This window comes from Macrococcus brunensis, assembly GCF_022343725.1.
Lineage (GTDB): Bacteria > Bacillota > Bacilli > Staphylococcales > Staphylococcaceae > Macrococcus > Macrococcus brunensis.
In genome coordinates, this window is the sequence record NZ_CP092179.1 from 1,587,059 (window position 1) to 1,610,932 (window position 23,874).

General features: G+C 38.4%; 29 protein-coding genes and 1 riboswitch. Of the genes, 7 read left to right on the top strand and 22 right to left on the bottom strand.

The window, feature by feature from the left end:
• Nucleotide 1: 1 nt before the first annotated feature.
• Both ribD and MGG13_RS08245 read right to left on the bottom strand, forming a co-directional pair.
• Nucleotides 2-1,009 carry a bifunctional diaminohydroxyphosphoribosylaminopyrimidine deaminase/5-amino-6-(5-phosphoribosylamino)uracil reductase RibD gene (gene ribD / locus MGG13_RS08240; RefSeq protein ID WP_133431236.1) on the bottom strand — a complete coding sequence of 336 codons (1,008 nt, stop codon included), beginning with the start codon at nt 1,007-1,009 and terminating at the stop codon, nt 2-4.
• A 117-nt stretch (nt 1,010-1,126) separates the two neighbouring features.
• Nucleotides 1,127-1,257, bottom strand: a riboswitch (FMN riboswitch).
• 162 nt (nt 1,258-1,419) lie between these two features.
• Nucleotides 1,420-2,874, bottom strand: a complete 1,455-nt coding sequence (locus tag MGG13_RS08245) for an FAD/NAD(P)-binding protein (protein ID WP_239034575.1) — start codon at nt 2,872-2,874, stop codon at nt 1,420-1,422.
• Between the two features lie 106 nt (nt 2,875-2,980).
• Here MGG13_RS08245 and MGG13_RS08250 point away from each other — a divergent pair, with 106 nt between their 5' ends.
• Nucleotides 2,981-3,694: a hypothetical protein gene (locus tag MGG13_RS08250; RefSeq protein ID WP_239034576.1), complete on the top strand. Its 714-nt coding sequence runs from the start codon at nt 2,981-2,983 to the stop codon at nt 3,692-3,694.
• Between the two features lie 27 nt (nt 3,695-3,721).
• On the opposite strand, the gene MGG13_RS08255 is transcribed toward MGG13_RS08250, so the two are convergent.
• The 4 genes from MGG13_RS08255 to MGG13_RS08270 form a co-directional block, all read right to left on the bottom strand.
• Entirely contained in the window at nt 3,722-5,131 is a 1,410-nt protein-coding gene (locus tag MGG13_RS08255; RefSeq protein WP_239034577.1) for an MDR family MFS transporter, read from the bottom strand.
• Between the two features lie 239 nt (nt 5,132-5,370).
• On the bottom strand, nt 5,371-5,736 hold the full coding sequence (locus MGG13_RS08260) for a hypothetical protein (protein WP_239034578.1): 366 nt from the start codon (nt 5,734-5,736) through the stop codon (nt 5,371-5,373).
• Between the two features lie 249 nt (nt 5,737-5,985).
• Nucleotides 5,986-7,410, bottom strand: a complete 1,425-nt coding sequence (locus tag MGG13_RS08265) for a 6-phospho-beta-glucosidase (RefSeq protein ID WP_239035703.1) — start codon at nt 7,408-7,410, stop codon at nt 5,986-5,988.
• A gap of 55 nt (nt 7,411-7,465) precedes the next feature.
• Nucleotides 7,466-7,657, bottom strand: a complete 192-nt coding sequence (locus tag MGG13_RS08270; protein WP_133431242.1) for a DUF6366 family protein — start codon at nt 7,655-7,657, stop codon at nt 7,466-7,468.
• Nucleotides 7,658-7,998: 341 nt separating this feature from the next.
• Here MGG13_RS08270 and MGG13_RS08275 point away from each other — a divergent pair, with 341 nt between their 5' ends.
• On the top strand, nt 7,999-8,544 hold the full coding sequence (locus tag MGG13_RS08275; RefSeq protein WP_208001744.1) for a DUF421 domain-containing protein: 546 nt from the start codon (nt 7,999-8,001) through the stop codon (nt 8,542-8,544).
• 205 nt (nt 8,545-8,749) lie between these two features.
• On the opposite strand, the gene MGG13_RS08280 is transcribed toward MGG13_RS08275, so the two are convergent.
• From MGG13_RS08280 to MGG13_RS08300, 6 genes are all read right to left on the bottom strand, one after another.
• Entirely contained in the window at nt 8,750-10,300 is a 1,551-nt protein-coding gene (locus tag MGG13_RS08280) for a hypothetical protein (protein ID WP_239034579.1), read from the bottom strand.
• A 473-nt stretch (nt 10,301-10,773) separates the two neighbouring features.
• Complete coding sequence (locus MGG13_RS11335; RefSeq protein WP_275416066.1) at nt 10,774-10,908, bottom strand: hypothetical protein; 135 nt, start codon at nt 10,906-10,908, stop codon at nt 10,774-10,776.
• Between the two features lie 21 nt (nt 10,909-10,929).
• Nucleotides 10,930-11,091 carry a hypothetical protein gene (locus MGG13_RS08285; protein ID WP_165983052.1) on the bottom strand — a complete coding sequence of 54 codons (162 nt, stop codon included), beginning with the start codon at nt 11,089-11,091 and terminating at the stop codon, nt 10,930-10,932.
• An 89-nt stretch (nt 11,092-11,180) separates the two neighbouring features.
• On the bottom strand, nt 11,181-11,690 hold the full coding sequence (locus tag MGG13_RS08290) for a hypothetical protein (protein WP_239034580.1): 510 nt from the start codon (nt 11,688-11,690) through the stop codon (nt 11,181-11,183).
• A gap of 343 nt (nt 11,691-12,033) precedes the next feature.
• The gene (locus MGG13_RS08295; RefSeq protein WP_239034581.1) at nt 12,034-13,137 is read right to left on the bottom strand and encodes an IS30 family transposase; all 1,104 of its coding nucleotides are present in this window, start codon (nt 13,135-13,137) and stop codon (nt 12,034-12,036) included.
• 70 nt (nt 13,138-13,207) lie between these two features.
• Nucleotides 13,208-13,465, bottom strand: coding sequence for a helix-turn-helix domain-containing protein (locus tag MGG13_RS08300; RefSeq protein WP_239034582.1), 258 nt, complete (start codon nt 13,463-13,465; stop codon nt 13,208-13,210).
• A 141-nt stretch (nt 13,466-13,606) separates the two neighbouring features.
• Here MGG13_RS08300 and MGG13_RS08305 point away from each other — a divergent pair, with 141 nt between their 5' ends.
• Nucleotides 13,607-13,999 carry a (deoxy)nucleoside triphosphate pyrophosphohydrolase gene (locus MGG13_RS08305; RefSeq protein ID WP_239034583.1) on the top strand — a complete coding sequence of 131 codons (393 nt, stop codon included), beginning with the start codon at nt 13,607-13,609 and terminating at the stop codon, nt 13,997-13,999.
• A 10-nt stretch (nt 14,000-14,009) separates the two neighbouring features.
• Here the strand turns inward: MGG13_RS08305 and MGG13_RS08310 are convergent, their stop codons facing one another.
• Both MGG13_RS08310 and MGG13_RS08315 read right to left on the bottom strand, forming a co-directional pair.
• On the bottom strand, nt 14,010-16,901 hold the full coding sequence (locus tag MGG13_RS08310; RefSeq protein ID WP_239034584.1) for a DEAD/DEAH box helicase: 2,892 nt from the start codon (nt 16,899-16,901) through the stop codon (nt 14,010-14,012).
• Nucleotides 16,902-16,977: 76 nt separating this feature from the next.
• Nucleotides 16,978-17,157, bottom strand: coding sequence for a hypothetical protein (locus tag MGG13_RS08315; RefSeq protein WP_239034585.1), 180 nt, complete (start codon nt 17,155-17,157; stop codon nt 16,978-16,980).
• Between the two features lie 232 nt (nt 17,158-17,389).
• Between MGG13_RS08315 and MGG13_RS08320 the strand changes: the two genes are divergently transcribed.
• On the top strand, nt 17,390-17,590 hold the full coding sequence (locus tag MGG13_RS08320) for a VraH family peptide resistance protein (RefSeq protein ID WP_133431256.1): 201 nt from the start codon (nt 17,390-17,392) through the stop codon (nt 17,588-17,590).
• 27 nt (nt 17,591-17,617) lie between these two features.
• Here MGG13_RS08320 and MGG13_RS08325 read toward each other — a convergent pair whose 3' ends face one another.
• From MGG13_RS08325 to MGG13_RS08355, 8 genes are all read right to left on the bottom strand, one after another.
• Nucleotides 17,618-17,977: a protein kinase family protein gene (locus MGG13_RS08325; RefSeq protein ID WP_239034586.1), complete on the bottom strand. Its 360-nt coding sequence runs from the start codon at nt 17,975-17,977 to the stop codon at nt 17,618-17,620.
• 45 nt (nt 17,978-18,022) lie between these two features.
• Nucleotides 18,023-18,586 carry a DUF805 domain-containing protein gene (locus tag MGG13_RS08330; RefSeq protein ID WP_239034587.1) on the bottom strand — a complete coding sequence of 188 codons (564 nt, stop codon included), beginning with the start codon at nt 18,584-18,586 and terminating at the stop codon, nt 18,023-18,025.
• 1 nt (nt 18,587) lies between these two features.
• Nucleotides 18,588-19,133, bottom strand: coding sequence for a DUF805 domain-containing protein (locus MGG13_RS08335; protein ID WP_239034588.1), 546 nt, complete (start codon nt 19,131-19,133; stop codon nt 18,588-18,590).
• A gap of 109 nt (nt 19,134-19,242) precedes the next feature.
• Nucleotides 19,243-19,590: a TIGR04104 family putative zinc finger protein gene (locus MGG13_RS08340; RefSeq protein WP_239034589.1), complete on the bottom strand. Its 348-nt coding sequence runs from the start codon at nt 19,588-19,590 to the stop codon at nt 19,243-19,245.
• 341 nt (nt 19,591-19,931) lie between these two features.
• On the bottom strand, nt 19,932-20,789 hold the full coding sequence (locus tag MGG13_RS08345) for an N-acetylglucosaminidase (RefSeq protein WP_239034590.1): 858 nt from the start codon (nt 20,787-20,789) through the stop codon (nt 19,932-19,934).
• 97 nt (nt 20,790-20,886) lie between these two features.
• The gene (locus tag MGG13_RS11340; RefSeq protein ID WP_275416067.1) at nt 20,887-21,021 is read right to left on the bottom strand and encodes a hypothetical protein; all 135 of its coding nucleotides are present in this window, start codon (nt 21,019-21,021) and stop codon (nt 20,887-20,889) included.
• Between the two features lie 12 nt (nt 21,022-21,033).
• On the bottom strand, nt 21,034-21,888 hold the full coding sequence (locus tag MGG13_RS08350; protein ID WP_239034591.1) for a helix-turn-helix domain-containing protein: 855 nt from the start codon (nt 21,886-21,888) through the stop codon (nt 21,034-21,036).
• Nucleotides 21,889-22,013: 125 nt separating this feature from the next.
• The gene (locus MGG13_RS08355; RefSeq protein WP_239034592.1) at nt 22,014-22,724 is read right to left on the bottom strand and encodes a transaldolase; all 711 of its coding nucleotides are present in this window, start codon (nt 22,722-22,724) and stop codon (nt 22,014-22,016) included.
• Nucleotides 22,725-22,839: 115 nt separating this feature from the next.
• On the opposite strand from MGG13_RS08355, the gene MGG13_RS08360 reads away from it, so the two are divergent.
• From MGG13_RS08360 to MGG13_RS08370, 3 genes are read left to right on the top strand one after another with little or no spacing between them, the layout of a single operon-like run.
• Nucleotides 22,840-23,133, top strand: a complete 294-nt coding sequence (locus MGG13_RS08360; protein ID WP_133431264.1) for a hypothetical protein — start codon at nt 22,840-22,842, stop codon at nt 23,131-23,133.
• Between the two features lie 41 nt (nt 23,134-23,174).
• Nucleotides 23,175-23,525, top strand: a complete 351-nt coding sequence (locus MGG13_RS08365) for a fluoride efflux transporter FluC (RefSeq protein WP_133431265.1) — start codon at nt 23,175-23,177, stop codon at nt 23,523-23,525.
• Nucleotides 23,525-23,833 (top strand): fluoride efflux transporter FluC, encoded by a 309-nt coding sequence (locus tag MGG13_RS08370; protein ID WP_133431296.1) that lies wholly within the window; start codon nt 23,525-23,527, stop codon nt 23,831-23,833. Before MGG13_RS08365 ends, MGG13_RS08370 begins: the two co-directional genes overlap by 1 nt.
• Nucleotides 23,834-23,874: the final 41 nt, after the last annotated feature.

Genomic DNA, 23,874 nt, shown 5'->3' on the forward strand with positions numbered 1-23,874 from the left:
CTTACTGCCCCTTTCGGTAAGTCAGACGGACATCATCTTCAAACTGCTGAATATCCACTAGTCTGAGCTGAGTCATCCGACTTTCTTCTGTATGATAAAAACGATTGTTCAATGTGCCGCCAAGTAGTTTCGGGGCGTAATAAATGACGACTTCATCAAAACAATCCTGTTCTATAAATTCACTGATGACGCCGGAACCACCTTCTATCATCAGCCGGCTGATGCCTGCCTGATAGAGAAGTTCCAGGAGATGTGCCGGACGGAAATCTTGTGTGATTAAAGTCTCCGCATGCGGGATTTCTGCCGGGCTGATAACGAGGATTCTCTGTCCGTTCATTCTATCCGCTTCGTGGAGCGTTACATCTCCCGACTGCGAGATAATCACCTTGGCAGGCTCCTTGTCACTGACATGACGCGCATCGAGCTTTGGCTTATCGATTTCATAAGTTTTTCTGCCGACGAGTACTGCATCCTGACTATGTCTAAGTCGGTGTACATCCTGACGTGAAGCCGTGTTTGTCAGCCATTTACTGTTGTCAAAGTCATCGGCAAGTTTACCGTCAAGTGTCGAAGCCAGCTTCAGCGTGACATAAGGACGTTTCTCCTCTTTTGAAGTAAAGAAAGCCTCATAAAACGCGGAGATGGCAGAGTCAGGCGCATGAATCACTTCTATACCATGTGATTCCATATATCGAATACCTGTATCATCCAGACTAGTATCACGAACAGCAAAGACGACCTTTGTGATACCTGCCTGAATAATCGCTTCAGTACAAGGCGGTGTCTTGCCTGTGTGATTACAAGGTTCAAGCGTGCAGTAAAGTGTTGCGTCTGTTGCATCTCCTGCCATTTTGATCGCCTGCACCTCAGCATGCGCGGTTCCTTCCTTGAGATGAGCACCTATACCGATGATGACGCCATTTTTTACAATGATGCAGCCCACTGCCGGATTACGTCCGGTCTGTCCCGCCGTCATTTTAACGAGTTCAAAAGCTTGTTTAAGATACATCTGTTCCTCCTCAAAATAAAAAGGCGCCCTGAGAGGCGCCTTGAATTTAGGTATCACAAATAAGACCTTGTAAGCATTAAAAAGTCATGGTCAAATAAACCATCTTACAATGGTGTCTTATTCTTTCTCCCATCCAGACTTTAACTGTCGGCTTCAGAATTTCACTGAATCAGCCAATATCGAACATCGATAAAGGGTCGCGGGCTATGACCGCCGGTTGGGAATTTCACCCTGCCCCGAAAGAATGTATGAAGTTATGTTAGTTGCCTAACGTATTAATCGTACAGCTTCTAAGCATTAAATGCAAGATGAAGGTAGTTAGAATAAAAAGTTGATGCAATTGATCGTTTTTGCACCAGCTTTCACCTCTCCTAACAAAAAAAGCACTTTCAATGAGTGCTTCCATCAACCTATTTAATACGATCATAGAACGCTTTGACGTCCCGGCGTGCTTCTAACAACAATTCATAGACACCATTGTTCTTCATATTGACGCCACCTGTCAGCTGTCCTAACGCAACAAAATCGTCAAGTACGCCGTATTTCGGACTGATAACTCGCCCGTCGCCTGGCATCACTTGAATACCACCGTCTGCATGTTCAGCAATCAGACTGTCATTCAGCAGACCTTCAAGCATCGGACTAACCTCAGTTTTACTTAAATATTTAGCTGGACCTGTCGCATTGATGACATAATGTACACGGTCTTCAGAACCATCTTCATATTGAAGACGATATTTACGATATTTATATTCGATAGCTTCCAGCCCTGCTTTAATCACGACTCTGTTATTTTCAATATGGTCGATCAGTTCTTCCGCGCTTGGTTCTGGCATCGGATTTGAATAGTGATCGACGAATGGTGCGTACTCTTCTTGATAGCGTGCTTTATCTTCCTTAGTCATATAAGGCCAGATTTGCGATGCTTCGAACATGATCTGATAAAACATCGACTGCAGTGCGCCGATAGCTTCATGATTTTTCAGGTCAAACTGCATCGCTTTCACTGGATCTTTGCGTGAGACACCGTAGAATTTTTCAAAATCTACGCCTTGATGATCACATTCTTTCTTAAAGAGTTCCACTACTTTATCCAGAGGAATAAAGTCATTATTTTTCTTACGGATTTTACGGAAACTCGCTGCTGTCCAGTACTTCATTTTGAACGTCACCATCTTACCGCGCACGGATTGCACTTCTCCTGAATGAGAGGCAACGAGCACTTTAGAGCCTTCTTTCGTTAAATAGCGCATACAGTCCAGTCCACTGAGTCCGGCACCAATTACCGCATAATCTTTCTCTGTTTCTACTTCAAGAGTATGAAGCGGATATGGCCATGAAATGAAGTGATCCGTTTCCTTCAGTTTATAAGGATCCTTTGCCGGCAGTTGTCCCGCTGTCATAAAAAGATGATCAAACTGATGCTTCTGATCCTGTGTTTCAAGCTCATAGCCCCCAGGACGTTTCTTCACCGCGCGAATATGATCGGTCACCACTGTAACCTTGCCTTTTTTAATAAGCGCTTCAAACTGCGCTTCCATATATTTGCCGAACAACTGACGAGAGAAGTAGATGTTGCCCTCCTCGTTCGAATTATCCCCTTCACGCGCCTGAATTTCTTCTACAGAGCGGTTCTCTTCCACCCATTTCATAAAGTCATCTTTCTTATTCCGTTTCATAGACAACTGATTTGCCGGGTAATTGAGCAGCATTTCCACATCTTCATATTGAAAAGCACGTCCCTTACCCATATACTTTTTGTCATCAAAGACTGTGATATCCAGTTTCTTGCCGAGTTTATGATTCAGTAAATACTTAAGGACGTGGGTCCCGGCTACGCCACCACCGATAATTGCTACTTTCATATTGTCCTCCTTAAAATGTTCATTTTATCTATCATACCCTACTTCAGTTGCGAATAAGACATTAATGTTATTATACTAAAGAGACTATGAATTTCGGAGGTTCGATATGTATAAAAGATTATCTGCTGTATTCCTTGCATCAGCTTTACTGGCTGGCTGTCAGTCAGAAGAGGCCGTCAAAGTGACAGATACAGCGTCACAGATTAAGGCTGCACAGCAAATGAAAGACGATGTAAAATCTTATGCATCCACTTATAAGACTCAGTCAACAGAAAACAATAAAGAAACACAGACTTATCTCGGACTTAAAAAAGATGAGGATGACAATCAGGAAGTAACCGTCAAGAATTCAGAAGAAGACGGTAAATTCTATGTCTATGATAAGAAAGCTATTCTGCAGAGAGAAGGCGAATGGGTGGATATATCGAAACTCGGTGGTTCTCAGCTGCTTTCGATGACAAAACCGCTTCTCTACAGCGAGCAGTTTCAGCTACTCGACAAGATGACAGCTGCCAAGTACAAAGACCATACACTGACACAGACAATTAACGGCTATGATGAATACCTGAAAGTTTTCGGTCAGAGCAAAGAAGATAAAAAAGCCATCAATAATCTGAAGAAAACTTATCCAGACATTCAAAACGAGATCACTTTTACTTTCGATAAACGCAATCAGATTGAGAAAATTACCAATGACCTGAAACTTAAAAATGACAAAACCACTGTCCATAACAATGCAATGACAACTTTCTCAGAAATCAATAGTGTCCGCCTCGATATTCCTGGCCCCGTTAAACATGCCAAGGAAGTCGGTGCATAAAAAATAGGCCATCTCATTCGAGATGGCCTATTGTTCTTCAGGTGGTACGCTGCGCGTGATAAACAGTGACATGATGAGACCTGCAACGACCAGTGCCGTCGCAAACCAGTAGGCATGATGAACACCAACCGTCAGGGCATCATTAATCTGCGCCGTTGTCGGTTTCGTAATACCATCGAGCGCTTTTTGCTGACCACTTGTCATAATTGTGATAAAGAGTGATACACCCATCGCTCCTGCAAGAGGCTGCATCATATTACTGATGGCAGTCCCATGCGGATAAAGTCGTTTCGGCAGCTGATTCAGTGCGTTTGTATTACTCGGCATCATAATCATCGAAATACTGATCATGAGTAGAATATGCGCAATGATAAAAATGACTACTGAAATCCCCGGATGAATGACAGAGTAAAAGAACATGACCAAAGCAAGCACAAGCATGCCCGGGATAATCATTTTACGAGGACCGATAGTGTCAAAGATCCGACCCATGACAGGTGACAGAAAACCATTCAGCAGCGCGCCCGGCAGCAGAATCATACCGACTATTTTAGCTGAGAACATCATCGGACCTTGCAGATACATCGGCATGACGATATTGGAGGCAAACATTGCCATGACCACTACTGCAAATATCACCATACCGCGACTATAGTTCGTATATTTGAACACCGCAAGGTCAAGCATCGGCTCAGCCAGTGTGCGCTGACGCAGCCCGAAGATGATTAAAGCCGCTGTTCCCAGGATAATCGTCGCTAAAACAACCGGATTCGTAAAACCGCCTGCACTTGTCCCGACTGCACTGAATCCATAGATCACACTCGCTACGCCCAGTGATGACAGAAGTCCTGACAGCACATCGATCTTCGGTCTCGTGACTTCAGTGACGTTTTCAAGATAGCGCAGTGCCAGCAGAATAGAGCCGATGACGAACGGTACTACGACGAAGAATAACCAGCGCCAGCCTAATAAATCAACGATAATACCTGATAATGTCGGACCGATAGCCGGCGCAAACATCATCACGAGACCAAAGTTCCCCATGGCCTTACCGCGTTCATGCGGCTCAAATAACAGCAGCATCGCGGTCATGATGGTCGGGATCAAAAGACCCGTACCTGCTGCCTGGATCATCCGGCCGGCTAACAGCATCGGAAAGTTAACCGAGAAGCCTGCGATCAATGTGCCGATAAGGAAGATGCTCATCAGACCGATAAACATCTGTCTCGTCGTGAACCACTGGACAAGTGAAGCTGATAGAGGCATCAGCATCCCCATCACTAACATAAACCCTGTGGCAAGCCACTGGACAGTCGGCGCATCAATCTCGAAATAATGCATCAGTTCTGTTAAAGCGATGTTGAGCAGTGTTTCATTTAAAAACGTAAAGAATGCACCTGTCATAAAGATCATCATGATCAGATTAGATTTTTTCATTATGTTTCCTTTCTATTGCCTCTAATAACTTTCAAGCGATATGACTATCTATACATCTACTTTATCACATTAACAAAGTAAACATCATTTCAATACTCCGTAAATAAAAATGTCGCAGTTCATCTTTAAACTTCGACATTCATCATGCCGGATAAATAGAGGCTAGTCGTGCATAATATGCTTCCACTTGCTGCATCAATGGTCAATGTGATTAAAAAAAGGATGTGGGACGAATTATCTCACACCCTTGTTAATTCCAGTTCTTCAGCGAACAGTCTGACCAGCTTAAACCCATCATCAACTTTCTGGAACGTCAGTAACCAGGCTACTTTCTCTCTTTTTCTTTCTAGGTCTTTCAGCTCACGACTGACTTCCATAAAAGCAATCACCCGTTCTTGTATGTTTGCCTTATATATAATATCAAAATCCCAGTGCTCTGTTTCAGCTATCTTGCTTTCAATGCGTGCCAGGAATGCAGCACGTTCCAGATTAAGTCTTGTACCGTCCACTTCTACAATTGAGGTGAAAACTTCATCAGCCACGATGTTATCCACGGCTTTCATATCCTTTTTCTTCACAGCGATTAAAAATTCAAAATATGGCATGTCTGTTCCCCTATCGTCGTTGTTATAATGTTTGATTTATACCATGATGATGCTTGTCGTTGATATAATTTCAATCATTATATCAAGAACACAATTCATTCTATATTATATTTGTATGACAGAAAGGGTAATAGCATATTATCAAATGCATTTATATTACATATAAAAAACATTGTGCTGTACATAATTATATATTAAATAATTTTATCAATTAATGAGATGATCTATTCAAGTTCATCAAGCATTGAACTATATTTCCTGTCCATTAGTCGCTATGACATTCTGATACCAGTAGAAGGAATCCTTTTTCATTCGTTTCATCGACCCCTGTCCTTCATTATCCCGGTCGACATATATCATGCCGTAGCGTTTTTTCATCTCGCCTGTCGTAAATGACACAACATCAATGATACCCCATGGTGTATAGCCGATCAAATCCACACCGTCTTCAAGTACCGTTTCTTTCACAGCTGCTATATGCTTGCTGAAATAATCGATTCGTGTCTCGTCATGTATACCATCTGCTTCAACATGATCTATTGCACCGAACCCATTCTCAACGATAAAGAGAGGAATCTGATAACGATTATATAAGGTATTAAGCACATAACGAAGACCATCCGGATCGATCGTCCAGCCCCAGTCAGAAGATTCAAGATAGGGATTATCAACGCCATTCTTTAAACCACCGTTGATAATGCTGTCACTTGCTGTATGAACTGCATCATGTTTGACCACTGTTGACATATAATAGCTGAACGCCAGATAATCAACCGTCCCAGCTTTAAGATCTGCTTCATCCCCTGCTTCAACCGGTAACGATACACCTAAGCGCTCAAGTTCTTTCAAAGCATAGGCGGGATATTTCCCTCTGACCTGCACATCCGGGAAGAAGAATCGTTCGCGGTTCGCGATTTCAGCTGCCATGATATCTTTCGGATGACAGGAATAAGGATAGACAGGAACGTACGAGACCATTGCGCCGATTTTAAAATCAGGGCTGATTCTCCGCCCTGCCGCTACAGCTCTGGCACTTGCCAGCAGCTGATGATGCGCGGACTGGTACATGACACTTCGCGCATCTTCTCCTTCTTCTACCTGGATCCCTGCATTAGTCCATAAGAAGAGCGGATTATTGACATCCATCTGGTTATTGATCTCATTGAACGTCATCCAGTATTCCACTTTATCTTTATAACGTTCGAATACGACCTCAGCAAAACGAACGAAGAAATCAACGGCTTTCCGACTACGGAACCCGCCGTATTCACGCGCCAAGTGTAACGGAATCTCAAAATGACTGAGCGTAATGACAGGCTTGATGCCATGCTTCAGCAGTTCATCAAAGACCTCATCATAGAACTTCAGACCTTCTTCGTTCGGTTCAGCTTCGTCTCCTTTCGGGAAAATACGTGTCCAGCCGATAGAAGTCCGAAGAACCTTCAGCCCCATTTCTGCAAAGAGAGCGATATCTTCTTTGTAGTTGGAATAAAAGTCGATGGCCTCATGGTTCGGATAGAATTCATCCGCTTCCACTTGATCAGTGATACGACGCGGCACACCATGCGCACCCGCTGTCAGCACATCCACTACAGACGGCCCTTTCCCTCCTTTATTCCAGCCGCCTTCAAACTGATGGGCAGCGAGTGCACCGCCCCATAAAAAAACTTTCAGGTAATTGAGTCATTTCATGTTCCTCCTTTTTAATATAGACAGTCACTTATCGTGCCTAATGGCCAAAAATTAACCAGCCTGCAAGTATCAACAGCAATAAGAAAACAATGCCCATCCCCATCATCTTTGTACTTACACTACCTGTCAGATCGTTCAATCCATGCTGTGCATCATTAAAAGTATTACCTGCTACATTACGTTTTAGTTCTTCTTGTCTTAGACGTTCTCTTTCCTCTTCTGGTCTCATCTTCCCATCCCCTTTTAGTTTTATCATACCAGAGATTGCCAGTCGCTTATCATAAAAAAGACAGATATGACTGTCTGTCTTTCTCTTCAGAATTATTGAGTGGCTTCAATATTTTCAGCATATTATGATCATAGAAACAGAATAAAATGGTCGCTATATATGTTTGAAGTACATGAGTGATAAAATAGAGGATATCAATGCGATTAAAATGATCGTTTTTGAGAGAATCAACCATTAAAATTACTTGAAAGCTGTTCTTGGCGCAGTTCAAAGAAAAGCCAGACAGCAGCCACTCGACTCTCTACAGATATTTAGAGAAATAATTTAAAAGGAAGATCATCATGGACAAACTATTTTTTGACAACTTCAATGTCATCATCAGAACATTTTTAATCGGGATTATGGCCTATACGGCCCTTATCATCCTGCTGAGAGCAAGCGGCAAACGCACACTGACGAAACTCAATGCATTCGACCTCATTGTGACCATTGCGCTTGGTTCTACACTAGCAAGCATCATGACCAGTAAAGACATCGCATTACTCCAGGGAATCGTCGCATTCGCCACATTGATCGGCCTGCAGCTGCTCCTGACCAAACTATCACTCATCAATCCGAAAGTCAGTGAAATCATCAAATCAAATCCTACGCTACTCTATTACAAGGGCCAGTTTCTGAAAGAAGCGATGAAGAAAGAACGTCTGCTAGAAACAGAAGTTAAGCAGGCCGTGCGTTCACAAGGTCACGCCTCACTGTCAGAGATAGAAGCCATCATCCTCGAGACAGATGGAACCTTATCCATCTTAAAACCTGATCAGTCCCTTGAACAAACTTTACTAGAAAAAGTCAGCTATCCATCTAAAGATGACTCAACTTATGACAATTAATTTATGATCTCAAAAAAGTACTTTTCGTAAACATGACGAAAAGTGCTTTTATATAGTCACTTATAAAATTGCCTCTGCACTCAGACGTCGCAATACAACAATATCTGTTTTTCTGTCATAAAACTGCACGATTGCTTCAGCACTTTTCAAATTCACCCTGTAATTATTCCGGTTCCTGCTGAAAGGAAACTTTAAGGCAGAAGACTCACACACCCCACCACAGATGATTTTTCTTATAATTGTCTCCATGTATCGTGATTGACTGAACCTGGTCGTTTAAAGATAAGATTTCAACATGATAGCCGTTTGTTTTATTTGTGTCGTAGACAGTGTATTCGCCGCTTTCGCTGTTAATAATCTGATAGTCATAGCCCCAGGCAGTGCGTAATTCATCAATATCTGATTCTGTAACATCCAGTGAAATAAATTCGAGTTTATCATCTATAAAAGTCATTCTCTTCAGACCGTATTCAATGTATTCTACACCGTTCTCGTTTTGATGCCGGGAATCAGGCTCGCCTACCGCTTCAATCACTTCCTGTAACGTAGCGTTATCACCTGCATGGTAGCCTGCAATGTTATAGTCGTTACTCAATATAGAATAAGCAAAATCTTTATTAAGAATCATCTCTTTTGTAAAGCGGCCTGTATCAGCTTGTTCCAGCGAAGGGCCGGCATAATTTTCTCTGTAAATCGTAATGCCGGAAATACCAGCAGTCGGACCCATATACGGGTAAACTTCTACATAGAAACCATTGTCCTTCACTTTATCGAAACGCATATATTCACTGCCGGTATTTTCAGATTGGACCCCCCAGATTTCCTGTATATCAGGTGAGACATTTTCCTCCAGGACATTCAGCGTAATAGCGTAGATTTTATTGTCATTGATCATAACACTGAAGTTGTCATAGTGATAGACAGAGCCCTGATCTCCGTCTTCCTTACTTTCATACATACCTAACTTTTCTATCAGATCTCCTGCATCATCACCTGCATGATAACCCATGATATTAAATGAGTTTGACAGAACACTCTGACCGAACTCACGACTATCAATCTGAGGATAGTTGTAGTGAGCGATGCCTCGCTCCATAGAAATATTTTCATCACCTGCATGTTCATTCATGACCTGCTTCATATCATGCTTAGTGACCCATACAACCTGACCGCTATGAATAAGAGCATCTACACTCCTGCCATTGACGGTATAACGATACAACATGGAAATGCCACTCGGCGAAATACTTTCCCGGCTGTCCTCTTTGCCCCATGCCTCAAAAAACTCACTCGCGTCGAGGGTCTCGTCAGGGGAAATAAAAACATATTTTATCTTAGTGTGATCACTCAACTGGTTCTCCTCAGTCACGCCATCAAACACTACAGCATAATCACCGAACTTAACATGCAGACCTCCCAGCATTTCTGCAGTACCGTCATAGGCGCCTAACATCTCTTTTATCTGACTATAAGTAAGTCCTGGTTCAATTCCTTGATACCCTGATCCTTTATCCTTTGTAAATTCATTAATGAGATCCTCAGACATGATATCAATAGTCTTATTCACTTTTTTGACTTCTTCAGTCACTGGATTCTCCGTCATTTGAGCTTCTGTCGGCGGCTTTTCTGTTTTAAGAGTCACACTTTCTTCCGATGATTTTTCAGAAGCGGTTTCTTCTTTTTTAGACTCTGAATCGTTGCCACAAGCTGCCATAATCATGCTCGTTCCCATTATCACTAACGATAGTTTTCTCATGAATTTCTCCTTAAATGATGAATTATTACTATTATTATGCATCAGTAAACTTTAAATATCTAGATTATCTAGAAAAATATACAAATTTATAGCAATTTCATACATTTTAGCAAATTATATTGAACGTGATTGATGACTGATAAAATAAAAAAACGACAGATTCCAATATCTGTCGTTAAAAAATATAGCTTACAGCACATGTCTGGAAATCAGTTGCTGAAGTGCGATGATGTTAGTCTTCTCAGAAAGAACCTCGCTTCAACCACTTCATCGGGAAGTAAATAACCTCCAAACTCATTCTATACTTCTTGAAGATTCTGCTCGCTTGAGTTGCCCATCAACTGATCGAAAAGACCCATCTACACTCCCTCATTTTTATTTATCATAGCACTCAGAATATGATAAATAAGGAAACCTAGACAGTTTTAAGGAAACTTTAAGGTAAAGAAATGTCTCACTTTTCTCCTTAATTATTATTCAAAGTCCACCAGATACAAGTCACTCTTTACATAACCGTGTCTATCCACTGCATCCATCTGATAAATAGTCTCCTCAGCCAGATTACGGCAGTTCCATGTTACTTGAGGATTCTGCTCTTCACGCGGCACTTTGGCATAATGCAGCCTTTTCTACACATAGTACTGACTGGTCAGCTGAACCTGCAGCAGCCACCCTCTTAAATCACAGACAACAGGACGCACATAATCAAAACGTGCTAAATCACGACTCATCATTGAAAGATGGAGAAAAAGAGAACTTCTTAACCGAATCATGACACGATCTCTTACCATCTAACTGCGCCTGAAGAAAATGAGTGCGGTAAGTGAGCCAGAACTTAAAGTTATCGTGCGTGATTATTGATGCCCCTCCCTATGTTAATTCACCATTCCTCTTCTGAAATCGGCAGAACACCATCGAAATCAGTTACCCTGTTACTAAAAGAAGATCTTAAATGCGCAATTAAAGTGACGTCATCAGAAATAATATCAACATAAAAAGGGCTGATCCTTATGAAGGTGTCCTCATTGTAAAAATACGTCACAAGCGGCATATGTACTTTGCGTCTATACGCTTTATAGAACTGCTCTATATCACGCTGACGCAGATTCCTGACAACAGCAAAGTACAGCCAATCAATTGCGCATGAATGGACACTCCAGCTGGGAATTCTCATAAAACGATACAGATAATAAGGCTTAACCTTGCCCCATCCTACTTTACGTTTAGAGAATGCCATCGTAGATAAGTTCCTATTCAGAGCAAGCAGCAGCAATTTAAATTCCTTAAATGACAAATCGTCTATAGAAAAGCGAATACGATTCTCATCTTCCACCTGAACAAACGGTGACAGAGAAGTATTCAGAAAATCAACACCAGCAATAACAGTCATCAAAATCGCCTCCAGTCATCAGCCTTCTTATAACCATAATATACTATCACTACTAAAATAAAAAATACCATCAATTGACAATGAAAAGAGCCAAACTAGAACAAAAGTGTTCAATGACAAAATAACAGGAGGACGACCATTGACAGTACAATAATAATTGTAGGCCTGACGGTTGTAATGCTGTATATTTTGTTTGGATTCGGACAGACGAAGAAAAAATAAAAAATCGGACAAATCCGATTTCTTCTCTAATACCAAGTTAATATTTTTAAACATTTTTTCTTCTACTTGGTATTTTAATTAATTTCTAAATTGCAATTACAAGTTAGCCACCCTGACAAATTTAGTTCATATAGAATCCTAGGGATTCACTTAGTATGTTCTCTTTGATTAGTTCCTTCAAAAACACTTCCATCGCTGACTGTCCATCTAGTATCATACGTGGATATCTGTTCATCCATTCCTGGATTTTGTGGACAGTAGAATCTGTTACGGTTGAAATGGGGATGCTCTTAGGAATATGCCGGCGAATAAATCTGTGCTGATTTTCTTTCGTACCTCTTTCCCAAGAGGCGTAGGGATGAGTGAAGTAAACTTCTGATAATCCCCCGAGGCATTCAGAAAGACCGCTGAATTCAGGTCCATTATCTGATGTAATGGATTTAAATATCTTAGGGAAAGCATCCCCAGTTTCCTTTATCAGACGGCGTAGTGCATTGACTACATGATAACTTTGTTTACCATCAATCTTTAAGATAAGTTCATATCGGCTTTTTCTCTCAACCATGGTGAGGAGTACCTGATCTTCCGCAGACTTCTGACCGACTACAGTATCTATCTCCCAATGTCCGAAGGTCGTGCGTGTATCCACTGCATGAGGTCGCAGCTCGATAGATTGACCCAGTACTTTTTTATTGATACGAGTAAAGCCTGTCGGCTTCTTAGTCTTAAGCTTCAATTTCATCAGGAGATTGATATTACGTGTCTTTATCAGTTTTCTGTCAATCCAGTTATAGAGTGTCTTGATGCAGGGTATGAATCTTTCCGGAAAAAGTTTAGCCTTTTTAGCCAGCATAATAACGGAAGCCGGAGACATCTCCTGATGTATCATCAGATTATCGGCCCATTCAACAAAGGGATTATCTGTAATAGGGAGAGGACGACGTCCCGACTTGATACGATTTTCAAAGTATCTATCCTGAGCAAGATCAGGTGAATAGACGCACTTGTAGTAGGTATAGGTCTTATTATTCTGTACCTGCTGGCTCTTTTGAGTGTAGGTGCCACGCTTCACTTCGTTATTGATGGTCTGCGGCGCTCTGCCAAGCTTGCCGGCTATTTGTCTGTTTGAATATCCTTCATTGATCAACGTCTGTATGATGATTCGTTCGTCTCTAGAAAGGTGTTTGCCCTTAACGGTTTTCGTGTTACCATTGATATGCGTCATACGAATTCATTCCTTTATTGTCGGTGTGAGAACTACAATATTAACATGAATTCGTCATGGCGTATTTTTTTTATAAATAATTAATGTCTCTTCCACCATAGATGGCTAACTTGATTGTATAACTTACCATTTTAATTAATTTGTTTATATCTAAATTCAAATAAGCCGCTATTTCCGTTAACTCTTCTGCAGTCAGATATTGTTCTCCATTTTCAATCTTAGAATATTTCGACTGACTGTGACCTAATATACAGGCTATTTCCTTTGAAGGTATTTCATTATTTTCTCGATGCCATTTTATAGCTGCTACTATTTCATTATTCTTCATATTAATCCTCGCCTTTTTTAGCGAGGTTAACAATCTCAATTATAAATAAGTGGGAACTTTCCAATTTGGAAAGTTCCCCCAAAAATTCTTCAAATTATAATATAATAAATAGTTAAGAAACTTTTTTGAAAGGAGAGCAATATGAAAAAGTATATTAAAGTTGTTGGTGCTGTGATTATTAAAGATCATAAAATCTTATGTGCACAGCGTAGTGAAACTATGTCTTTACCTCTTTTATGGGAGTTCCCAGGTGGTAAGATTGAAGAAGGCGAAACCCCAGAGGCTGCTTTAGTTAGAGAGCTTAAAGAAGAAATGAACTGTGATATTAAAGTTTTAAATAAAGTTGAAACTACTATTTACGAATATGATTTTGCAATTATTGAGCTTTCTACATTCTACTCAGAGCTTATTAATGGCGAAGTTCATTTAACTGAACACAAGCAAATTAAATGGTTACCAGCTAATGATCTTGAATCTCTTGAATGGGCTCCAGCTGATATACCAGCAGTACAAAAAATAACGAAGGAATATTAAATTTCCTTCGTTATTTTTCAGTTAGATAGTGATAAATTTCGTATGGTACTGCTTTCTCAAGTCTAAAGTCCATTTGAACAATCGGTAGATTACCTTTATCTGTTTGTATCTGGCTATTGTAAGCTGAGCCTTCGATGTAATCTATTTTCCCCAAGTAATAAAATTCGCTACTTTCAGCATCTTCTTTTTTTACAAAAAGATAATTATTAATGTCTTCCTTTTTATGTTCAATTATTCTTTTAACTTCAGAAGACTCAAGATTCCTTTTTGGACGAGTAAACCAGTGAAAAATTTGTTCGTTTATAAATCTATCCTCATATTTCGTACTCTCAGAGATATTAACTGACTTGTGATAAGTTACAAAGATAGGCGTGGTATGATGTTTAGTAATATATCCATACATAGTTGAGGATTCATCATTATCCCAACACAGCAATCTACATGCATCCTTCCTTGAATATTTTTCGCCTAATTGTAATAACTTATTAGTATAGCCTGCAGGATATTTCTTTGAACGAATTAAACCTGCTTCGATAACATCTTTAAGTAAAGCATGAAAATCTTTATTATTAAACGCTTGTTTAATTTCACTATCAAATTCGTAATAATTATTTTTAATCTTTATTAAATGATCTCCATATTTTTTTCTATCACTTTTTTTAAAGAATTCTAGATTAAGAACACGCTCCACAGATTTTAGAACTTTTTCATCATAGTGAATTTGATGTGTATCTAAATAGTCTAGATACATTCTTTTACTGATATAACTCTTGTTTTCAGTTAATAGTTTAAGCAATATTAGTTCATGAGGACGTTTTCCATTTAATAATTCATTTGAAACAAATGAAAGTAGGTTGTTGGCAGATGCATCCTCAATTTCATATGAATCATCTTTAAATTTTCTAAGAACATCTGTATAGTTTATAGTACCTTTAACAAAAAGGACTAAAGGATCTAAACTATCATGTTCTAAAAAATCTTTTAAAAGTGGTGTGCGTCCAAGTCTATTTTTCAAATCTATGAATATTTCTTTATACATACTCAATTTTGAAAAGTTTGTTTGTTTAATTGAATCAAATATTTGTTTTTTAGCTACTTCTTCAAAATTAATTGTTGTCACACCAGCTAACTGTGTTTTATTAATCAAATCACGTCTATAGTTATCTCTATTCATTGAATTATCTCCATAGAGTGCCAATGGAATAATGTAATTATTTCTATAGTTACCTATAAAATCGATTATTGTGACATACTCTTTAGAATTATGTTTTCTTAGTCCTCGACCCAATTGTTGAATAAAAACAATACTAGATTCTGTATTCCTTAACATTATTATCTGATTAATACTAGGTATATCAATTCCTTCATTAAATATATCGACAGTTAAAATATAATCAAGAGAACCCTCTTCTAGGTTTTTTACACATTCCTCACGAAAATCTTGTGTATTGTCACCCGTTAAGGCTACAGTTTTGTATTTTCGTTTATTTAATAAATTAGATAGTTCTTTTGCTTCATCCTTAGAACTACAAAAAATAAGTCCTTTTAAACTTTTACCCGAATGGCCATAATATTCAGCTTTTTCTAATATATGATCGACACGTTCTTCTGCTATTAAATCATTAATTTTTATTTTTTCATCTAATATATCTCCATTTATACTGATGTCACTTACTCCAAAGTAAAGAAATGGGCATAATATATCTTCTTCTAATGCTTTTTGTAATCTTATTTCATATGCTAAATTAAAATCAAATAACTCATAAATATTTTTATCGTCAGTTCTTTCAGGTGTTGCTGTCATTCCTAAGATAAATTTAGGATTAAAGTAATCCATCAAACTGAGATAAGAATTTGCACCAGCTTTATGAACTTCATCGATTAAAATATAATCGAAAAACTGTGGATCAAACGAAGATAGATTTGATTTTTTGGAAAGTGATTGTATAGTTGCGAAAATATATTTTTTGTTTGATACATCCATTTTAGATCTGTAGATGCAAGCCTCTTCATCTTTAAAACCTATTACTCTCTGATAATCAAATATTGCTTTTTTTAAGATTTGTTCTCTATGTACTATAAATAAAAATCTTGAAGGAGCATAATCTTTAACGTCAAAAGCAGATAAAAACGTTTTACCTGTACCTGTAGAAGATATTACTAAAGCTTTTTTAGACCCTTTTTCTCTTATTTGACGTATACCTTCTAGTGCTTCTAATTGCATTTTATTTGGCATTATTTCTAATTCTTCTGTTTTTGTTTCTCTTATTAACTCAGTTGCTAATATATTTTTACGATAATTTTCTTCTTCATACATAGTAATTAATTGATTTGTAAGAACTTTAGATTCATTCCAAATACTATCAAAGGCTTGTTGTACTTGACGAATATAGTCCCCGTCCTCAGAAGATGAAAGTTTTAAATTCATTTCATAATTAATTTTTAAGGCATTATGTGTTAAATTTGACGATCCAATTATAACGACATTATCTACTTCTTGATTAAATATATAAATTTTAGCGTGACTATTTATTTTTTCGTTTGCTAATCTAACATCAACATTAGGTAATTTTAGAAGTTCTTTTAAAGCATCAGGATCATTGAATCCTAGATAAGGAGATATTAATAGCTTCCCAGTTCCACCTCTTTTAGCAAAGTCCAAAATTTGAGATTTTAACATTGCGATACCACCTTTTGTGACAAAAGCAACATTAATACAAAAACTGATAGATTTATTTAATTCGTTTTGTATGTCGTTTAAAACGTACTTTCCGGTCTCAGAACTATTTAATAATAATTTAGGTGCATATAGAGAATTTTGATAATCAATATGATTAATAAATCCATGTTTTATAGAATCTTCTAAGTAATTTAAGTATTTATTTTGGTTTAATGCCTTCATAGTTAAGTCTTCCTCTCCAAACCATATACTATAAGTATAAAGAAAAACTGGTACCAGTTTAATTCTTATCATAATTCTATTTTACAAGATCATTCTTCCACACTGTCTCCCCAATTGACAGTACATCATCCTGCCACAGATTGAACTGGTAGTAATACCCTTTATCGACCAGATGCGTGACTTTGAGTCTCGGTGTTGTATCAAAGTAGCGCAGGTAATGTCTCTCTAAATACTTTTCGATTTCCCTGTACATCAATTGTCTCAGCCCCTTCTCGACTGAACATATCAGTTTTTATGATGGATTATCTTTTCATTTCCAATTTAGCAAATAATCACTTTTAACTATTATTTTACACTATAATTAATGTTTAATGCTCGTCATTTAAGACTGATTGAATATCTCTGAACATCATATAATTTGAAATTTCCAGTGAAATAGGTTACTTTTTAACTGAGCTTATTCCATTATGACGAAGGAGATGAACATCTTGAATATCAGTACGATTATCGAGTACTTAAAAGAGAAACAGTGGAACAGCACAGATATCACTTACGTTGTACTTTATATGATTATTGCGAGCCTTTTAACAACACCTATCTTCGGAATACCTATCGGCCTTGCTTGTTTCCTGTATCTGAATGACAAAGAGAACCTTAAAGCGTTCCAGCGTGACTATGACCGTAAATAAAAAGACTGCTTCGGCAGTCTTTTTTATTTATGAATAAACATTATAAGACTTCAGTTCGAACATCCAGTCCACCGGCATGTCTACAAGTCTGTCTGCTGTCAGGTCTTCTATTCTGATTGTATGTTGCCCTTTTACGGCGAAAGGATAGCGGTTGCTGTTCAATCCATAGGTTATTTCAATCGAATCATAACGTTTCTTCTTCAGATGTTCGTGACAAATTTCAATAACTTTCTTTAGTTCCTGCTTCTGCAGATGATAGTACAATTCATACTGAAAATCATAGCGGTTTTCTTCTGCCTTCCATTGGTACGCTGATACTTCAGCGCCATATTCTTTTAAAGCTTCAGGTAACTTACTTTTAGCACCTATATATAAATAATGTGTCATAATACCTCCTATAAAAAAACAGCCTCACAGAGAGACTGTTTCCGCTTAGTTTTTGTAAGTATCGTTGTAGAAATAACGTTCATTCTTTTTAGGGTCTTCCCCGTATTTATTCGGCCCCGGCTTGCCGTCCATTACTGTAAAGACGAAGAAGACAATTGCCATAATAATCAAGATCAAACCGCAGATAATCAAAATAATAAGTGGTGTAGATTCTGCTCCACCCATTGCAAATAAAAATACTAATGTAATAATCAAGCCAATACCAAAAACAATTCCTCCTACATTAGGTAACAGTGCCCACCAACCGTTAATATTAATATCCTGTAACCTTCTTGCCAGTACTGTGAATCCTAGAATCAGAATAATCAGTGACCAGATGCCATTGACGATATCTGACGGCTTAGTGAATGAAACATTCGTCATCTGGTCATTTGCCATAAAATCTGTACTGAATCCCATCGCACTATCTACAAAGGAAAAGATAATACTTAAAGCAATGGCTATTAATCCATTAAATAACTGTGGTACCCAGTATTCTTTTCTTCTTGCTCGTCCACGCATCTTGAAGGCGTTCTGCCAGAATCTTTTATAAGCTTCCATCCATGTCATCTTAAATCTCTCCTTTATAAAAATAACGTTCTTTTTTCTTCGGATCTTCTCCGTATTTGTTCGGCCTTGGATTGCCATCCATAACATTGAAGACAAAGAATACAATGGACATCACGGCAAGCATGACCCCTATAATTGTACTTGTCGTTAATGCTGCAGTAAGTCGCTCAGGCTGACTCAGATAGTCTACAACACCTGGTATTATCAAGATAGCGATCATTGAACCTAGCGCTATATACCATCCGAATATCGGAAGAACTGCCCACCAGCCATTGATGTTGATGTCCTGCAGTCTCCTTGCAGTCACTGTAAATGACGGAATAAGAATAACGATTAGCCAGATCAAACTACCGTAGTCAATAATGGCTTCTTCGTCCATGCGTATTGAAAACTTAGTTGTAGCGCCACCCATAGTAAAAATGAGTTCGATGACTCGACTGATTACAGTATTCAGCAGCTGTGGAATCCAAAACTCTTTTCGTCTCGCGCGTCCTTTCATTTTGAAAGCATTCTGCCAGAATCTCTTATAAGCTTCTATCCATGTCACGTCTCTATCCCTCCTTTTTTTCATCATATCATACTTAAATTTCCAGTTATCTTAAAGTTTTCTTAAAAATCCTCTAAAAAAGCTACTGAATATTCAAGATTACCAGCTTTTATTTCTTAGTTCTTTTTTGCATCTCTCTGAACTGTCGGTCCAGTAAGCCATCAGGTTCTTCAACAAATTTCATCGTTAACGGCATAATAAATATAATGATGCCTAGAAGAAAGATTAATACAATAATAAAGCCCATAAAACCGATTTCATACAAGTTAGCAATCAACATGAAGATAAATTCTATAAAGAGCAGCAATCCATAAGACAGTGCTACTCTTTTACTCGACATATAATAAGTCTTTCCACAGTCCGGACAATGTACTTCATTATTGAAGGTGATCCGCCAAATCATTTTGGACTTGTCTTTAAACGTAAAATGGTGTCCGCAATTCTGACAGTTTTGCATATAGATTCTCCTTTGTGTTTTTGATTCAATTATAGCATATATGGATATTTTTTACTTTTTGCAGATATCTATAGCAGTTCTCTGTGTAACTTTGGATGTGTATATTGTGATAAAATGAACATATTATAAAGAAAAACATCATGAACCAGTATATTGCCTTATTATTTAACAAAAACACCGGATAACTTCTGTATCGTCGGCGCAAAATCAATGGGTAACATCGTGATGAGTCTTGAGCAGTAATCAAGTTCATTTTATATAGACGTTACGGCGTATATTCCTTAAATACGCGCCAAAATGTTTTTATTTATGGCAAACAAAAAAAGCACGAGGTCTCGTGCTTACTTCTTATAATGGTGACGCGTATAGAACTTCCCCTCAATCCCCATCTGCTTATAATACTTCGCCATCTGTCTCGCATTATGATGCGCCCACATCACATCGGTTGCATACTGATGTCTACCGGGATCGACTGGATTGAAACGCATTGAATAGAGTGTGTATTGATTATCTCTGGACAGATACTCTTCAGCAATAAACTCTGCACCACCTTTAATCGCTTTTTCTGGTGTATCCCATCCATGCTGCTGCGCATACTTCGCCCCTTCTGCTACAGCATTATAATCAAAAGCACCGACACCGAAGAAATTATAATAAGTCTTTCCTTGTGGATCTAACTGGCCTTTATCATTCACTTTCAGTCCTTTTGCCAGTTCACTGACACCTTTACCCGTCTCCAGCTGTGCATGACTGATCAAATATATCTCATTTAAATCAGATTCATGCGCGGCATCACGAAATACTGCCCCCTGCCCTTCAAGTATGCCTTTTCCTCTGAGCAGTTCATCCAGCTTACCTGCACTGATACCCTGCGGCTTACGCAAGTTTAAGAACTGATACTTCTGTTCCGAGTGATGATAGAAAGGTTCAGGATGTAAGTACCGATTAATCTGAGAACGATCCGCTTTTGACCATTTCACCCCATCAGAAGCTACAGCATCCGTATGCATCTGCCGCGCCAGAGCCTGGTTATAAGTATAATCAACCACAACATGCTGATCCTTGAATTTCTCTTCCTGTGCTGCCTTCGACATCAGATAGATCAGATAGATTGCAAGTGCAACGAGCAGTAAAATACAAACTAATATCAGTTTATTACGCATTTCGAGTTTTTTTATCGAAGTCCTGTTAGTCGCCAAATTTAACCTCCTGCATTCAGTCTTTCTTCTCATACCCAAAAAAGACCACAAAAAAAACCGAACCAAAGAAGGTTCGGTTATTTGGTTATTTAGTTATTTAATGTACGTCTAAGTCTACTTTAATCGATTTAACTTGATCAAAATTGTGAGAATCGAATGAAGTACCGCCTAATCCTAGGAATACAGCAAGTACTGATACAGATAAAATACTTTTAACAAAATTTCTTTTCATTTAAAACACTCCTTAGTTTTTAAGATTATAATCTTTTAATTCTTTTTCATACAGTTCAATCTGAACTGTATTATTTTTTAATTTCGAAAGCCCATATCCTACTTTGCATAATTCTCTATCTTTAAATGAGATGACACCTAGTTCTTGTTTCGCTCCACAAGCAACATAAATTAGATTATCAAGTAAAAATAGAATATTATGTCTAATACATATATTGATTCCTTCATTCGCCATTTCTAAAGCATCTTCATAGCTTTCCTCACTTATTAATAATGCAGAGTATTGATAATATATTTTAGCAGCTACTTCATTAAATAAATTATTCTCATTAATAATACTGCGCGCTATCCTAATTCTATTTTCAGCCTTTTCATTGTCTTTTAACTTTTTATAAAAGATTGAAAGTGAGCTGTTTATACTTGCCTCAAGTTCATAATCCTGATGTTTAATTGGGTTATCCAATAACTCTTCCAGCATTTTTATGGCGATTTCTAAATCCGGTTTCGTATAGCCCGCGCATACTGCTTTGACCCATGTCAGATAGCGATGCTCATATTCTGTCAGTACAGTCTGCAGCTGTGCATCGACAAATACTTCTAATGTTTCAAATTCTTTCGATTCTAAATAATCCTCACATATTTTCTTGCCCCGTATCGTATTGTTGACAGGTTCAACACCAAAGAAATAATCCATACTGACATTCAGTCGACGCGCTATTTGATAGAGTGTTTCTGAACTCGGCATAATTTCATTTTTTTCAATTCTACTGACCTGACTTTGTGTACAGATATTTTTAGCAAGATCGGCTTGTGTCATTTTGAGTTCTTTTCTGCGACCGAGAACTTTATCTCCGATCTTTGATGCCAAGCTCATCATCCTTTCTTATATTATTAATTCAAATATAACATTTGCATATTATGCATGCAATATGTAATATTCAGAAAATTAAATTTTCACATAAAAAAACTCTCTCAGCTGAGAGAGTTCTATTTTTACAGGATTGCAAGGCCGCTTGTTTTAATATCTTTAGCAAAGCCTTTCACTGTATCTACTGATAATTCGTTGATATCGCGGCCGATGTTTGGTAATTTCTTCACGACGTCGCCAGGACAAGTGATGATGTCACAGCCGATTTCGTCTGCCTGAATGACATTGTAGAGTTCGCGGCAGCTTGCCCAAAGCAGTTTAACGCCTTCTTTACTGTGACACACTTCAACCGCTTCTTTCATGAGCGGCATTGGATCTACACCTGTGTCAGCGATTCGGCCAGCGAATACTGATACATAGGTTGGTACGCCTTCTTTTACAGCATCCACGATTTCTTTGACTTGTTCAATCGTATAAACCGCAGTGACATTTAACTGCACATTTTCAGCTGATAATTCTTTGATTAATGGAATCAATGATTCGCCTTGTGTATTCACTACAGGAATTTTAACGAAAACATTCTTGCCGTAGTTCATCAGAATTTCTGCTTCTTTACGCATTGTTTCGATATCGTCTGCGAATACTTCGAATGAGATAGATGCATCCGGGATTGCTTTTACTGCATCTTCAGCAAACTGTTTGTAGTCTTTGATACCTGCTTTTGCCATTAATGATGGATTAGTCGTGAAACCATCTACTTCTTTATTGTTATATGCTGATTTCATTTGTTCAATATCTGCACCATCTGCAAATACTTCTACATTTAAGTCTCTCATCTTCATTTCCTCCTAGCGCTTTAGTCAACCTCACTATAAAGCTTCTAAAATACAAATACAAGCAAGATGCTATATGCTAAAATAACCCTATACTAATTATTTAGAGGAGCATTTTATGAAGCATTCACGTCGCTATTTTATCATATCTGTTGTCCTGGTCATTCTGAGCATGCTGCTCAGCGTGAAGAATCCCCTGCTTAGTCAGATTTTCGGTTCTGTAACTTCAATTATCCTGTTTTCCGGTCTGGTCAATGCCATCATATTAATCATCAGTGTCATCATGCTCGACCGTTATATGAAACAGCCTGATGAAGAATTTCAGTTAGCCGCTAAGATCTGGCAGTTCGTTATTCTGGCCGTCATTATCTATCATTTGATCAGTGGTATGCTGCTGTTCGGTATTATTTAAGATTGTACATATGTACAATCTTTTTCTTATGGAGGTTTATCATGAAATATTTATATGTAGCTCTATTCGCATTTGTCGGAGCTACTCTTCGCTACAGTCTTACTCTTTTAGCGGGCGACATTTCTTATATTGGGACACTTGCTGTTAATCTAGCAGGTTCATTTTTCCTGGCTTTCTTAGCCAGTTACCCATTCAAAGATCAGAATTTGAAGATAGGGGTTACCTCTGGTATGCTGGGCAGTTTTACAACGTTTTCTACATTCAGTGCAGATAGCATTCACTTGCTAGAAGCCCAGCCAACAGCAGGTATTGTTTATATCACTATCACAATGGCGGGCGGTCTCTTTTTGAGCTATACCGGTCTGAAATCAGGGAGGTCCGTATTTTGCTGATGGTAGGTCTAGGTGCAATGCTCGGCGCCATCATTCGTGTCTACTTAAGCCAGTTCAACGGCCAGTTTCCATGGGTAACGTTAGGCATCAATATCACCGGCTCATTGATACTGGGACTGATTTCTCATTTTGATTCTGTCTATCTCTTTATCGGTACCGGAATGATGGGTGGACTCACGACATTTTCAACATTTGCACTGGAAAGTATTCAGCTTTTTGAAAATGATCGAACCAAGTCTCTGCTTTATGTTTTGCTGTCTATCATCTTGCCCATCCTTGGTTATCTGACAGGAATGTTAATATTGTAAATTTTATTTAATATTTTCTAAATTCAAATGAATATTTCCCG

Coding starts and splice junctions, on each gene's coding strand:
- MGG13_RS08365 (WP_133431265.1), top strand. CDS start 23,175: ATGAAATATTTATATGTAGCTCTATTCGCATTTGTCGGAGCTACTCTT.
- MGG13_RS08255 (WP_239034577.1), bottom strand. CDS start 5,131: ATGAAAAAATCTAATCTGATCATGATGATCTTTATGACAGGTGCATTC.
- MGG13_RS08330 (WP_239034587.1), bottom strand. CDS start 18,586: ATGACATGGATGGAAGCTTATAAAAGATTCTGGCAGAACGCCTTCAAG.
- MGG13_RS08305 (WP_239034583.1), top strand. CDS start 13,607: ATGAAAAAGTATATTAAAGTTGTTGGTGCTGTGATTATTAAAGATCAT.
- MGG13_RS11340 (WP_275416067.1), bottom strand. CDS start 21,021: ATGAAAAGAAATTTTGTTAAAAGTATTTTATCTGTATCAGTACTTGCT.
- MGG13_RS08275 (WP_208001744.1), top strand. CDS start 7,999: ATGGACAAACTATTTTTTGACAACTTCAATGTCATCATCAGAACATTT.
- MGG13_RS08295 (WP_239034581.1), bottom strand. CDS start 13,137: ATGACGCATATCAATGGTAACACGAAAACCGTTAAGGGCAAACACCTT.
- MGG13_RS08270 (WP_133431242.1), bottom strand. CDS start 7,657: ATGAGACCAGAAGAGGAAAGAGAACGTCTAAGACAAGAAGAACTAAAA.
- MGG13_RS08245 (WP_239034575.1), bottom strand. CDS start 2,874: ATGAAAGTAGCAATTATCGGTGGTGGCGTAGCCGGGACCCACGTCCTT.
- ribD (WP_133431236.1), bottom strand. CDS start 1,009: ATGTATCTTAAACAAGCTTTTGAACTCGTTAAAATGACGGCGGGACAG.
- MGG13_RS08340 (WP_239034589.1), bottom strand. CDS start 19,590: ATGCAAAACTGTCAGAATTGCGGACACCATTTTACGTTTAAAGACAAG.
- MGG13_RS08370 (WP_133431296.1), top strand. CDS start 23,525: ATGGTAGGTCTAGGTGCAATGCTCGGCGCCATCATTCGTGTCTACTTA.
- MGG13_RS08285 (WP_165983052.1), bottom strand. CDS start 11,091: ATGGTAAGAGATCGTGTCATGATTCGGTTAAGAAGTTCTCTTTTTCTC.
- MGG13_RS08310 (WP_239034584.1), bottom strand. CDS start 16,901: ATGAAGGCATTAAACCAAAATAAATACTTAAATTACTTAGAAGATTCT.
- MGG13_RS08280 (WP_239034579.1), bottom strand. CDS start 10,300: ATGAGAAAACTATCGTTAGTGATAATGGGAACGAGCATGATTATGGCA.
- MGG13_RS08290 (WP_239034580.1), bottom strand. CDS start 11,690: ATGACTGTTATTGCTGGTGTTGATTTTCTGAATACTTCTCTGTCACCG.
- MGG13_RS08260 (WP_239034578.1), bottom strand. CDS start 5,736: ATGCCATATTTTGAATTTTTAATCGCTGTGAAGAAAAAGGATATGAAA.
- MGG13_RS08300 (WP_239034582.1), bottom strand. CDS start 13,465: ATGAAGAATAATGAAATAGTAGCAGCTATAAAATGGCATCGAGAAAAT.
- MGG13_RS08360 (WP_133431264.1), top strand. CDS start 22,840: ATGAAGCATTCACGTCGCTATTTTATCATATCTGTTGTCCTGGTCATT.
- MGG13_RS08325 (WP_239034586.1), bottom strand. CDS start 17,977: ATGACACATTATTTATATATAGGTGCTAAAAGTAAGTTACCTGAAGCT.
- MGG13_RS08250 (WP_239034576.1), top strand. CDS start 2,981: ATGTATAAAAGATTATCTGCTGTATTCCTTGCATCAGCTTTACTGGCT.
- MGG13_RS08355 (WP_239034592.1), bottom strand. CDS start 22,724: ATGAGAGACTTAAATGTAGAAGTATTTGCAGATGGTGCAGATATTGAA.